Genomic DNA, 11529 nt, shown 5'->3' on the forward strand with positions numbered 1-11529 from the left:
CTTGCCCCTCGATCTTGTTTTGCGCGGACTGCGTATCCGAACTGCGTGTGTTTATTCGCGTTATATGATTCCCGGCGGAGTTGACGACCGGTTTTATTTTTCCGGCAGCTGTATTTTTTAGTTGTCCATCATCCCGCGAAGCGGTTATTTGTTTCTTTTTCGTGAAGATGACATGATCCTCATACACTTTATACTCCGCCTGCAGCTGAATTTGCATTGCATCCAGCAGCGCTTTTGCGGTGAGGTTTCGCTGCGATAGCCGGATGACCTGTCCCGGCCGGATCGTTTGGGAACTGAATGTGAACTGGAGCCCTGTTTGCCGGGAGACTTCCTTCCGCAAGTCGCCTGCGCTGATAAGTGTGGAAGGCAGGGAAACCCGCTTGCGCAGCGCGTCCTGCGCGGCCGAAGGGATGGCGCACAGCAGGAAGATGAGGGGCCACCATCGCTTAATCGCATGCATTTCCATAAATGTACACCGTGTCGTTGGCTTTGCGGTACTCCAGCCGCAGGGACTCCGTGATCACGGTCAGCACGTAGTCCAGCGGTTTATCGGTAAAAGAGGTATTGATGCGGCAATTGGCCAGCGCGGGGTTATCGAGCGCCACCGGGATGCCGTAGGCTGCGGAAAGTTTTTCGATCGCTTCTCCCAGCGGTGTATCATTGAATTCGAACACCGTTTTCGACGGCAGCACACCGGGTGAATCCGGGGACCTGCCCGCGAAGCGTTCCGCCTGCAACAGGTAAACCGTTCGCATGCCGGAACGCAGCAGCACACTGTCTGTTTTCCCCACGGCCCGCACCACGCCCTGGCGCACATCCACCGTAATGCTGTCAGGGTACTGGCGGACGTCGAAAACAGTTCCCAGCACACGGATGATCAACGGCCCCGCCTGCACGGTGAAAGGCAGCGCGGGATCGGCGGCCACTTCAAAAGTTGCGTTACCCATAATCGTAGTTTGCCGCCCGGTAAAGGGGTTGCTCACATATGCAGCCTTTCCGCCGGGTGCAATATGAACGACGGAACCATCCGGCAGCGGAGAACTGACGCCCACATCTTTGTTATTCTCGATCGAAATGCTCACTTCGCGGTCCTTTTCTCCAACATCACCTGAGAAGAACCAGAGGCTGCCTGCCAGTAAAACCACCACCGCCGCCGCAACCCACTGCGGCCAGATCCGGCGGATTTTCACCGGGGCTTCCTGTACCTTTTGCCAGTGCCCCCAAGCCGCGGCTACATCCGGCGGCTGATAGGGATCTCCCGGCCCGGCGGCATCCCAGGCCTTTTGCAGCTGCCGGAATGCCGCGGCATTGGCGGGCGTTTCCAGCCAGTCGCCGATGGCCATGGCTTCGTCCGGACCGGCTTCCCCGGCCAGGAACTTAACGAGCAGCTCGTCGGTAATGGTGATATGTGGATGTTGGCTCAAGTACAGATTTAAGATAATAATTTATCGATATACAACAGCAAAGCTCCGCCGGCCGCGATGTAATCCGCCAGTTTTTCCCGGAGGATGCGCAGCGCTTTGCTCATTTGCGTTTCTACGGTTTTCACGGAAATCGACAATGCCTGAGCAATTTCCGCGTATTTTTTATCCTGCTCCCGGCTCATGGTAAAGATGAGGCGGCATTGGGGCGGCAGGGCGTCCAGGGCGGCGGCGATGCGGGTATTCAGTTCCGCGAGGGCCAGTTTGTTGCCGGCGTCGCTTTGTACGGGAGGCGCGCCCTGGTTCAGCCAGGCCGTGAAATTCCGCATGTTGCCCGCTTTCCGGATGCGGTTCAGCGATTGATTATGGATGGCGCGGTAGAGATAAGGCCCGAGTTCTTCCGTATCATCCAGCTCTTCCCAGCGTTCCCACAATCGCGTAAAAACAAATTGCACGGTATCGCTGGCTTCGTCCTGATCCTTCAGTATCGTATAGGCATAACGATGCAGCTTTTCATACCAGGTATGAAAAGCCGCGGAAAAATCCGAAGCCAGGTATTTCTTGCCGTTGCTGTCCAATTCGATGCGGCGGCGCCATCATGCGGCCCGCTCTTCACAATGTAAAACACGCAAACGGTAGTTTACCCTGATGCGGGTTGAAATTTTTTTTAGAAAATGACCCTTTCCAGCTGGGTTGGCCAGGGTTGCTCGGGTTTTTCGCGGAGCTGGAGGGTATGGAGGTGGTGATAATTGTGGTAGATAGTGAAATACAGGACTTCCCGGGTGGTCAGCTTTCCCAGCAGGGGATGGGGGAGCTGGTAACGGTCGAGCTCGGCTTCCGGCCAGTTGCCCACCAGCCCGATCATCCTGTTTTTCTGTTGCGCAAACTGTTTGAGGAGGGTTTCGCGCTGTTCGATCTCCGTTACCGGCGGCACATATGGCCGGGTAGACACCGCGCCGTTTTTCAGCACATGGCGGTACGCTTCCCGGATTTCCTCGAAGCTGCGGGAGGCCCTGGCGGGCTTTCCGAACCAGCGGAGGAAGAAACGGGGCATGTTCAGGGCTTTGTTGACGGGTTTGGCGCTGCGGATGAGATGGTCGAGCTGCTGCCCGGCAGACCATTTTCCTTCCGGGGAAACGATAAAACGGTGGTCGGACAGATCGCCGACGAAAGTCGAGAAATCGGTAAAGCTTTTATCGAGGAGTTGCTGAATTTCAGATTGTTGCATAATGGGAGGGTTTCATTCCAACACTTCACATTCGAAGCCCTGCGCTTGAACGAACCGGATCATGGAAGGCTCGTCCACCTTCATGTCCACGACGCGGAGCACCTTGTCGCAGTCTTCGATGTCCACGTTGCAGGACGCTACTTCAAAGGTATTACAAATTGCGCTGATAACGCGTTTTCGGGCTTTCAGGGTGCCGATATTGGTCTTGAAGATGCCAATACGGGCTGCTTCGGTAACAGAGAGATGGCGTTGCATATGTCAGGTTTTAGGAAAGTGAATGGTTACTCGGGTTGGCGTTCAACGGGAGGCTGCTGCGGCTCCTCTTCGCGCTGCCATTTCCTGCCCCAGCAGCGATCGAAATGACTTTTCAGTTTTTCCTTCTCTTCGGGAGACATGTGTTCCATTTTAGCCTGCATCCGCTCCCATTTCCTTCTTTTCCAGCTGTTTTTCTTATCGTTATCTTTCATGAAACCGCCGAAAAGCAGTTTGCAGAGGATGAACAGGCCAAGGGCTTGCCAGAAAGTAATGACAGGGCCATGGAAAAGCTCGGGTACGAGCCAGTTCCAGAGCAACATCACGCCGAACCCGAGGGCGGTAACGCAGGCCGCGCCCAAAATCACAAACCCTACTATTTTCAAGCCCTTAAATTGTTTCTTGGTCATCATCTTTATGCGTTTTTCAATTCGTTGTACAATTGCGCGAGCCTTTCCCGGAGGTAAAGCACGGCGTATCTTTTGCGGGACAGCAGCGTGTTGACGGACACGCCGGTCATTTCCGCGATTTCCTTGAACGGTTTCCCTTCCACTTCGTGCTGCAAAAACACAAACCGTTGATCTTCCGGCAGTTCGTCGATCGCTTCCGTAATGGCTTCCGACATGAACTTGCGGAGCATCGGTTCATCGGTTTGGGAGCCGGAATCGGCCAGGATGTCGGACAGGTACAGGGGGCCGTCGCCATCCGCGCCCTCGAGTGCGTGGTCGGAGAAGCGGTCTTCCTTCTTTTTCCTGAACCAGTCTGTAATGCGGTTGCGGGCTACGGCAAAGAGCCAGCCGGTAAGGGATTCAATGGGTGAGCCTCCGCGGAGGTACTGGGTGAACTGGAAAAGCACGTCCTGCAGAATATCTTCCGCATCGGCGCTGTCTTCCACCCGCTTGCGGATGAATTGCAGGAGCCGTTGGCGTTCTTTTTCCACCGTACGCTGTATACGTTCGTTCTGTTCCAGGGCCATTGGTTTTTTTATGGAGAGCCACTCGTTCATCTTATGGTTAAAGACGAACAGGCGCTTAGCATATTGTAGGTTTTCCGAACTTTTTTTACCGGGTCTTGTAATTTTAATTGATGCACGACCATTCCCACTCCCACACTCCGCCTTCCGGCCAGCTGAACCGCGCCTTCCTCATCGGGATCGGTCTCAACCTCATGTTCGTTGTCGTAGAAGCGGCCGCGGGCCTCGCTACGGGCTCGCTGGCGCTGCTGTCGGACGCGGGGCACAACCTCAGCGACGTGGCCAGCCTGGGGCTGTCGATGGTGGCCTTCCGCCTCGCGCGCATCCCGCCTGGCTCTACATATACGTACGGCTACCGAAAAAGTACCATCCTCATTTCACTTTTAAATGCCGTTATACTGCTGGTGGCCGTAGGCGCCATCGGGTACGAGGCGGTCCGCAGGCTGCAAAACCCCGTGCCGCTGCAGGGTGGAACGGTGGCCGTCGTGGCCGGCGTGGGTATCGCCGTCAATACCGTATCGGCGCTGCTGTTCCTGAAAGATAAAGATAAAGACCTGAATATTAAGGGCGCTTACCTCCACCTGGTGGCGGATGCGCTCGTTTCGCTGGGCACCGTCGTGGCCGGGCTGCTCATGCTCTACTCCGGCTGGTATTGGCTCGACGCCGCCGTGAGCCTCCTGGTAATGGCCGTGATCGTATACGGCACCTGGGGACTGATGAGTGACAGCCTCCGCCTGTCGATGGACGGGGTGCCGGCGGGCATTACGGTGGAGAAGGTGCAGGAGCAGGCGCGGGAGATCCGGGGCGTGGTGGATCTGCATCATGTCCACATCTGGGCCGTCAGCACCACCGAAAACGCGCTCACAGCGCATGTAACCATCGCGCCGGGGCTGTCGGCGGAGGAGGTGGACCGGGTGAAGCACGACCTCAAGCATCTGCTCGAATCGCTCAATATCGTGCATGCCACGCTGGAAACGGAATATAACCATACCGACGGGGACGTCGGCTTCTGATTACTGAACCGCCACCACGTATTTTTCCTGGAAAAATTCTTCGGGGAACATTTTGTAGATAGGCACCATTTTGGGTCGGACGCCGCTTTCGCTGATTTCGGCCGCCAGGTCGCCACCTTTGAGGCAGATGAGGCCTGTGGGGCCGCCGGCGGCTTTTTTGACGAGGGGCTTGCTCCACCGCCAAAGGTCTTTGAGCGGGGCTACCGCGCGGGAAACCACCAGGTCGAACTTGCGGTTTTTGATGTCTTCGACGCGGGTGTGCTGGACCGTCACGTTTTGGAGGCCAAGGCCTTCTGCAACGGCTTCCACCACTTTCAGTTTTTTGCCGATGGAGTCCACCAGGTGAAATTTCACTTCAGGGAAGAAAATGGCGAGCGGGATGCCGGGGAATCCGCCTCCTGTGCCGAGGTCCACCACCTGGTACCCGTCGGGCAATTCCGCCACTGCGGCGATGGCCAGGGAGTGCAGCACGTGTTTTTCGTAGAGGGAATCGATGTCTTTCCGGGAAACGACGTTGATCTTTTCGTTCCACTCCCGGTATAAAGGTTCCAGCAACCGGAATTGCTCCAGTTGCCGGGGTGTAAAATCACTGAAATACTTTAAAACTTGCTCCATGCTATTTCCACTTGTTTCTTCCTTTCGCGAAGAACAATGCGGGCGTGAAGATAACATAATATAGGAACATGAGGATGTCCATCAGCCACACATACCAGAAGAGGTCGCGTTCGTCGAGGGTTTTGAGGGCGAAGCCGGAGATGACGGTTTGCACCAAAATGCGCGCTCCCAGGATGCCGAGCGTGAAATACAGCATGGGTGTGTAAAACAGCGCGAGGGCGAGGGCGGGGTAGAAGAGGAAGTGGGTGAGGGAGAAAAGGCCCAGCAGGAATTTGTGGCCGGTGCGGTAATAGCGGCCGGTCGACATATGCCGGGTTTTCTGTCCGAACCAGTGTTTCCATTTGCGTTTGGGCTCCGAGTAGGCGAAGGCCAGTTTATCGATCACTACGGCCGTGTTTTTGCTGGTGGCGGCGCGGTTCACGAACAGGTCATCGTCGCCGGAGGCGATATGCTGGTGGGCGGTGAAGCCTTTGTGGCGGAAGAACAGGTCCTTTTTATAGGCGAGGTTGCGGCCAACGCCCATGTACGGGATGCCGGAAAGGGCGAAGGAAAGGTATTGGAGGGCGCTGAACCAGGTTTCGTAGCGGATGACCTTGTTGAGAAAACCGGGCTTTTTGTAATAGGGGCCGTATCCCAGTACGATTTCCTTCCCGTTGCGGAAGCCCTGGCTCATGAGGTTGAGCCAGTGGATGCTGCCGGGTTTGCAGTCGGCGTCGGTCAGCACTACCGTTTCGAATTTGGCGCCTTTAATACCGATGGAAAGGGGGTATTTTTTCCCGGGGATGAATTTGGCGGCCTGTTTGATTTCGATATGCCGGCAGTGTGGATAACCGTTTTCAATGGAGGCGAGGTAATATTTGGAATCGTCTTCCGAATTGTCGTTCACGACGATCACTTCGTAGGACGGGGCGCTGTGGACGTGGTATCGTTGCTGGAGAACGGTGGGGAGGTTCATGGGGAGGCTCCTTTCTTCGTTCTTAGCGCAGATGATGACCGATATATCGCCGCCCGGGGGCTCGTCGAGGTCGAATTTCCGCCTGTAAAACGCGACGCGGGAGAAGAAAATCAGGTAGTATAAGACCTGGATGCCCGCAATCGCGGCGAAAGTATAGAAGAAAATTAAGCCCAGATTATCTGACATAAGGGGCAAAAATATAAGTTTTTATTTATCTATATAAAGTTGTGGACAAAATTATTTAGTGAATGGTTTTAAAGGTGATCGAGAATAAATTTCGGATCGATTTGCAATTTCCGGTAAATAGCCTTGATAAATTGCGCATCCGGTTCGCGTTTGTTGTTAAGGATAAGGGAGAATTTGGAAGGTGAAATACCCAGGAACGCAGCCATTTCCTTTTGGGACATGTTCATCTCGAACATTTTCAGATCGAGCATCCCGGCAAGGGAATTCGGTTTCGGCAAAGTGAAGTAATGCGCTTCATATTCCTGTACGGTATTGACCATTTCCTGGAGAATGTCTATATCTTTTTCCGTTAGCGCGTCGCTGCCTTTCTTCATAAGCTGTTCAATCTCCTGCATGAGTTTATCATACTCATTTTCCGTAGGCAGCTTATGCTTTCCGACCTTTTTCGACATAGTGGGAGGTGCTGGCATGAAAAAATAGATTTGTCTTGAATACCCTTGCCTTTCTTTTTATAATAAACTTACATCCAGTTTGTTGTACATCGCATGCGTGCCAATCCATCGGATAAACGCTGTCCGTACCGGGAAAATAATCCGGACGATCAGCCTGAATTGAAAATCGCTCCAGTCAGACCCTGCTGATATCCGGAACCAGTTTAACGAAGCATCGCCCGAAACAGGATATCTCACAGCGAAGTCATTCAGCGCCTTCCTGCTGATTACAACCATATTAAAAATACGCATAAATTGTATAAAGTGAATCATTATTTCGAATTTCTAAATAATTGCTAATAATATTAGTTAAAAGCCTGTTAACCGTCCCCGGGAATTTCAATACCTTTGCCCCCTGAAAAAAACTGCGAGGCTTTGGATTTCAAACTGATCACCACAGACCCCTCGGGCGCAAGAGCCGGGGTCATCACCACGGACCACGGCGCCATCGAAACGCCCATCTTCATGCCCGTGGGCACCGTCGGCTCCGTGAAAGCCGTTACCCAGGAACAACTCCGCAGCGATATCAACGCGCAGATCATCCTCGGCAACACCTATCACCTCTACCTCCGCCCGGGAACGGAAGTCCTCCGCAAAGCCGGCGGCCTTCACCGCTTCAACGGATGGGAGCGCCCTATCCTCACCGACTCCGGCGGGTACCAGGTGTTCTCCCTCGCCGCCAACCGCAAAATCAAAGAAGAAGGCGTCGTCTTCCAAAGTCATATCGACGGCTCCCGCCACCTCTTCACCCCCGAAAACGTCATGGATATCCAGCGGAACATCGGGGCCGACATTATTATGGCCTTCGACGAATGCCCACCATACCCCAGCGAATACGGGTACGCCAAAAAAAGCATGGAGCTCACCCACCGGTGGCTCGACCGCTGCATCCGCCGCCTCGCCGAAACCGGTCCCGTGTACGGGCATGAGCAAACGCTCTTCCCCATCGTGCAGGGAAGCACTAATAAAGACCTTCGCCGCGCCTCCGCAGAAGCCATCGCCAGCCGTAATTGCGCCGGCAACGCCATCGGGGGCCTCAGCGTGGGCGAGCCTGAAAATGAGATGTACGAGATGTGCGGCATTGTGACCGAAATCCTCCCCGCAGAGAAGCCCCGCTACCTCATGGGCGTGGGCACGCCCTGGAATATCCTCAACAACATCGAGCTCGGTATCGATATGTTCGACTGCGTAATGCCCACCCGCAACGGCCGCAACGGCATGCTGTTTACCTGGGACGGCGTCGTGAACATCAAGAATAAGAAATGGGCCGGCGATTTTTCGCCCATCGACGCAAAAACGCCCTGCTTCGCCAGCCAGCACTACACCCGGGCTTACCTGCGCCACCTTTTCGTGGCCGGGGAATTCCTCGCCCTTACGCTGGCGAGCATCCACAACCTGGCGTTCTACCTTGACCTCGTGAAAGCCGCCCGCCGGGAGATCCTGGCCGGTACCTACGGGGAATGGAAGCGCAGGATGGTGCCGCAGTTGCAGACGCGGCTGTAAGGGTATGTTAAAATTCATCGTCATACGATATATTGCACCTGCATTCCGGCGGGAATGTTAGCTTTGCAACCTGACGGCCACGCCGTTCCGAACAAACCATATGAAGAAGATCGACTGGTATATATTACGTAAGTTCATCGGGACCTTTATCTATTCCCTCATGGTGCTGCTGGTCATTTCCGTGGTGATCGACATCACGGAGAAGATCGACGACTTCCTGGAGCATGATCTCTCCCTGGGCTTCGTTTTCATGAATTATTACATCGGCTTTATCCCGCACATCGCGGCATTGCTGTTCCCGTTGTTCATCTTTATTTCTGTGATCTTTTTCACTTCTAAAATGGCTTACCGTACGGAGATCGTGGCGATCCTCAGTGCCGGGGTGAGCTTCCGGCGGTTCCTGCGGCCTTACTGGGTAGGGGCTATTGGATTCGGGGCCATTCTCTGGGTCGCCAACCAATGGATCGTACCGAAGGCCAACCGCATCCGCACCACCTTCGAAACCAAGTACGTAAAAGACCAGAAAGACCAGAAGGCGCTGGAAGATAAATCCATGCGCATCGATACCTCCACCTATATCACTTTCGGGTATTACGACCCCAATTATAAAAACGGTACCAATTTCATTCTCAACCGGATCGACGGGCAGGACCTGGAGTACATTCTCCGGGCCGACCGCGTTACCTATGATACCGCCTCCAGAAAGTGGAAACTGGAAGGCGTATCGGAGCGGCGGATCAACGGGATGAAGGAGGTTTTCGCGACCCGGCCCGATACGGCGCTGAAACTGGCGCTTGACCCGTCGGAGCTGATCGAGATCCGGAACCGGCAGGAGGGGATGACCACGCCCGAGCTGCGGGAATACCTGGCTAAGGAAGAGCTGCGCGGGGCGGAAGGCCTGAGCGTATATTATGTAGAGGAGTACCGCAGGACATCGGCCGCCGTGGCCGTAGTGATACTGGTGCTGATCGGCGCCATTATTTCCAGCAAAAAGGTGCGGGGCGGAAGCGGGTTGCACCTGGCGATCGGGATCGTGATCAGCGCAACGTATATCCTCTTCATGCAGTTCTCCACCGTTTTCGCCACAAAAGCAGATCTTGACCCCTTGCTGGCGGCATGGATTCCCAACTTTGTTTTCGCTGGACTGGCCTTTTATCTCTACTTACGGGCGCCCAAGTAACCCGGTTGACCATTTTCGGCCAAAAGTTGAATTTCTCCGTTAAATCTGTCTTAAAAGGGCGGGATTTAATTTATTAATCATTACTTTTGTTCATTGATCGATTACGTTAATTTTTCTAAATCATTGTGGGAAAATGAGTTATATAAAAGAGAAATTCAAGGCAAAGGCAGATGAACTGGGCGCAGAGGTTAAGGACCTGCTCAAGAATCACGGAACAAAGAAGGTAGGCGATGTTACGGTAGCCCAGGCTTACCAGGGCATGCGTGGCATTACAGGGCTGGTTACTGAAACCTCCCTGCTGGATGCAAATGAAGGTATCCGTTTCCGCGGATATTCCATCCCCGAGTTGCGCGAGCATCTCCCGAAAGCCCCCGGAGGCGCAGAGCCCCTGCCGGAAGGGCTGTTTTACCTGATGCTGATCGGCGAACTGCCGACCGAAGCGGACGTTCAGAACCTCAGCAGCGTGCTGGGCCGCCGTTCGCACGTGCCCAACCACGTGTTTGACGCCATCAACGCACTCCCCCTCCATACGCACCCCATGACCATGTTCACCGTAGCGGTGATGGCATTGCAGACCGAATCCGTGTTTGCCAAAGCGTATGCCGAAGGGATGAACAAAAAAGATTACTGGAGCTATATGTATGAGGATACCCTGAACCTCATCGCCCGCCTCCCCCGCGTAGCGGCATATATCTACCGCCGTAAATATAAAAACGACCAGCACATCCAGCCCGACGGCATGCTCGACTGGGCAGCCAACTTCGCCCACATGCTGGGTTATGAAGATGAAGGCTTCAAGGAACTGATGCGCTTATATATGGTGATCCACGCCGACCACGAAGGTGGTAACGTGAGCGCCCATACTACGCACCTCGTAGGCTCCGCCCTCAGCGACGCTTACCTGTCGTTCGCAGCCGGCATGAACGGTCTTGCCGGTCCGCTCCACGGCCTGGCCAACCAGGAAGTGATCAAATGGATCCTCGACATGAAAGAAGAGCTCGGCGGCGGTGTTCCGACCAAAGAGCAGATCGATGCTTTCGTTCGCAAGACCCTTGCAGACGGTAAGGTGGTGCCCGGCTACGGTCACGCCGTTCTCCGCAAAACCGATCCCCGCTTCACCGCTCAGCAGGAATTCGCGAAAAAACACCTGGCCAGCGACGAGCTGGTGCAGATCGTTTGGCGCGTATACGAAACCGTTCCCGGCATCCTGGGCGACCTCGGCAAAGTTAAAAACCCCTGGCCCAACGTGGACGCGCACTCCGGCGCGCTGCTCCTGCACTACGGCCTGAAGGAATACGAATTCTACACCGTCCTCTTCGGCGTTTCCCGCGCACTGGGCGTACTGGCTTCCCTCTGCTGGGACCGCGCCCTCGGCCTCTCCCTCGAGCGCCCGAAATCCGTGACCACCGAATGGATGAAAGAATTCGTGGAAGGTAAAGTTGATGCAAGCGCCGAATAATCCCGGCCTGGTTTCATCATAAGATTCAAGCCCGGAAGCCACCGCTTCCGGGCTTTTTCATGACGCCCGCCGTTTGCCTTTTCTCCCTAAATTGCCGTACTTCGTACCTCCAATCCGCAGCGTGAGTTACATCGCTTCCATATTGAACAATCCGATCGAATACCTGAAGGGCGTAGGCCCGCAGAAAGGCGAACTGTTGCGCAAGGAAATCAATATCCACACTTTCCGCGACCTGCTCGAATATTTCCCTTTC

At 54.6% G+C, this 11529-nt stretch carries 15 protein-coding genes; 4 read left to right on the forward strand and 11 right to left on the reverse strand.

From position 1 onward, the window contains the following. The 7 genes from Q0510_RS05395 to Q0510_RS05425 all read right to left on the reverse strand — a co-directional run. On the reverse strand, positions 1-460 hold a 460-nt coding region (locus Q0510_RS05395), incomplete at its 3' end, for a hypothetical protein (RefSeq protein WP_298708971.1). Continuing rightward, a complete protein-coding gene (locus Q0510_RS05400; protein WP_298708972.1) occupies positions 447-1424 on the reverse strand; it encodes a FecR domain-containing protein in 978 nt (325 codons plus the stop codon). The genes Q0510_RS05395 and Q0510_RS05400, both read right to left, overlap by 14 nt. A gap of 8 nt (positions 1425-1432) precedes the next feature. After that, complete coding sequence (locus Q0510_RS05405) at positions 1433-1999, reverse strand: RNA polymerase sigma-70 factor (protein ID WP_298708973.1); 567 nt, start codon at positions 1997-1999, stop codon at positions 1433-1435. Positions 2000-2088: 89 nt separating this feature from the next. Further along, positions 2089-2649: a DinB family protein gene (locus tag Q0510_RS05410; protein ID WP_298708974.1), complete on the reverse strand. Its 561-nt coding sequence runs from the start codon at positions 2647-2649 to the stop codon at positions 2089-2091. 12 nt (positions 2650-2661) lie between these two features. Then, the gene (locus Q0510_RS05415; protein WP_298708975.1) at positions 2662-2904 is read right to left on the reverse strand and encodes a hypothetical protein; all 243 of its coding nucleotides are present in this window, start codon (positions 2902-2904) and stop codon (positions 2662-2664) included. A gap of 26 nt (positions 2905-2930) precedes the next feature. Next, the gene (locus Q0510_RS05420; protein ID WP_298708976.1) at positions 2931-3314 is read right to left on the reverse strand and encodes a hypothetical protein; all 384 of its coding nucleotides are present in this window, start codon (positions 3312-3314) and stop codon (positions 2931-2933) included. A 2-nt stretch (positions 3315-3316) separates the two neighbouring features. After that, the gene (locus Q0510_RS05425; protein WP_298708977.1) at positions 3317-3877 is read right to left on the reverse strand and encodes an RNA polymerase sigma factor; all 561 of its coding nucleotides are present in this window, start codon (positions 3875-3877) and stop codon (positions 3317-3319) included. Positions 3878-3987: 110 nt separating this feature from the next. Between Q0510_RS05425 and Q0510_RS05430 the strand changes: the two genes are divergently transcribed. Next, a complete protein-coding gene (locus Q0510_RS05430; protein ID WP_298708978.1) occupies positions 3988-4887 on the forward strand; it encodes a cation diffusion facilitator family transporter in 900 nt (299 codons plus the stop codon). Here the strand turns inward: Q0510_RS05430 and rsmG are convergent, their stop codons facing one another. The 4 genes from rsmG to Q0510_RS24835 form a co-directional block, all read right to left on the reverse strand. After that, positions 4888-5502: a 16S rRNA (guanine(527)-N(7))-methyltransferase RsmG gene (rsmG, locus tag Q0510_RS05435; RefSeq protein WP_298708979.1), complete on the reverse strand. Its 615-nt coding sequence runs from the start codon at positions 5500-5502 to the stop codon at positions 4888-4890. Between the two features lies 1 nt (position 5503). Continuing rightward, positions 5504-6643 carry a glycosyltransferase gene (locus tag Q0510_RS05440; protein WP_298708980.1) on the reverse strand — a complete coding sequence of 380 codons (1140 nt, stop codon included), beginning with the start codon at positions 6641-6643 and terminating at the stop codon, positions 5504-5506. 68 nt (positions 6644-6711) lie between these two features. Continuing rightward, positions 6712-7113: a helix-turn-helix domain-containing protein gene (locus tag Q0510_RS05445; protein WP_298708981.1), complete on the reverse strand. Its 402-nt coding sequence runs from the start codon at positions 7111-7113 to the stop codon at positions 6712-6714. Between the two features lie 39 nt (positions 7114-7152). Further along, positions 7153-7407 (reverse strand): type II toxin-antitoxin system HigB family toxin, encoded by a 255-nt coding sequence (locus tag Q0510_RS24835; RefSeq protein WP_366940989.1) that lies wholly within the window; start codon positions 7405-7407, stop codon positions 7153-7155. A 102-nt stretch (positions 7408-7509) separates the two neighbouring features. On the opposite strand from Q0510_RS24835, the gene tgt reads away from it, so the two are divergent. From tgt to Q0510_RS05460, 3 genes are all read left to right on the forward strand, one after another. Next, complete coding sequence (tgt, locus tag Q0510_RS05450; protein WP_298708982.1) at positions 7510-8637, forward strand: tRNA guanosine(34) transglycosylase Tgt; 1128 nt, start codon at positions 7510-7512, stop codon at positions 8635-8637. A 100-nt stretch (positions 8638-8737) separates the two neighbouring features. Next, entirely contained in the window at positions 8738-9817 is a 1080-nt protein-coding gene (locus Q0510_RS05455) for an LptF/LptG family permease (RefSeq protein ID WP_298708983.1), read from the forward strand. Between the two features lie 133 nt (positions 9818-9950). Beyond that, positions 9951-11276 carry a citrate (Si)-synthase, eukaryotic gene (locus Q0510_RS05460; RefSeq protein ID WP_298708984.1) on the forward strand — a complete coding sequence of 442 codons (1326 nt, stop codon included), beginning with the start codon at positions 9951-9953 and terminating at the stop codon, positions 11274-11276. Positions 11277-11529: the final 253 nt, after the last annotated feature.

Origin of the sequence: uncultured Chitinophaga sp., from assembly GCF_937874145.1 — a bacterium.
Lineage (GTDB): Bacteria > Bacteroidota > Bacteroidia > Chitinophagales > Chitinophagaceae > Chitinophaga.

What these genes read in the sequence shown, in the direction of transcription:
- Q0510_RS05410 (WP_298708974.1), bottom strand. Translation starts at nt 2,649, where the DNA reads ATGCAACAATCTGAAATTCAGCAACTCCTCGATAAAAGCTTTACCGAT.
- Q0510_RS05415 (WP_298708975.1), bottom strand. Translation starts at nt 2,904, where the DNA reads ATGCAACGCCATCTCTCTGTTACCGAAGCAGCCCGTATTGGCATCTTC.
- Q0510_RS05420 (WP_298708976.1), bottom strand. Translation starts at nt 3,314, where the DNA reads ATGATGACCAAGAAACAATTTAAGGGCTTGAAAATAGTAGGGTTTGTG.
- Q0510_RS05425 (WP_298708977.1), bottom strand. Translation starts at nt 3,877, where the DNA reads ATGGCCCTGGAACAGAACGAACGTATACAGCGTACGGTGGAAAAAGAA.
- Q0510_RS05430 (WP_298708978.1), top strand. Translation starts at nt 3,988, where the DNA reads ATGCACGACCATTCCCACTCCCACACTCCGCCTTCCGGCCAGCTGAAC.
- rsmG (WP_298708979.1), bottom strand. Translation starts at nt 5,502, where the DNA reads ATGGAGCAAGTTTTAAAGTATTTCAGTGATTTTACACCCCGGCAACTG.
- Q0510_RS05440 (WP_298708980.1), bottom strand. Translation starts at nt 6,643, where the DNA reads ATGTCAGATAATCTGGGCTTAATTTTCTTCTATACTTTCGCCGCGATT.
- Q0510_RS05445 (WP_298708981.1), bottom strand. Translation starts at nt 7,113, where the DNA reads ATGCCAGCACCTCCCACTATGTCGAAAAAGGTCGGAAAGCATAAGCTG.
- Q0510_RS24835 (WP_366940989.1), bottom strand. Translation starts at nt 7,407, where the DNA reads ATGATTCACTTTATACAATTTATGCGTATTTTTAATATGGTTGTAATC.
- Q0510_RS05455 (WP_298708983.1), top strand. Translation starts at nt 8,738, where the DNA reads ATGAAGAAGATCGACTGGTATATATTACGTAAGTTCATCGGGACCTTT.
- Q0510_RS05460 (WP_298708984.1), top strand. Translation starts at nt 9,951, where the DNA reads ATGAGTTATATAAAAGAGAAATTCAAGGCAAAGGCAGATGAACTGGGC.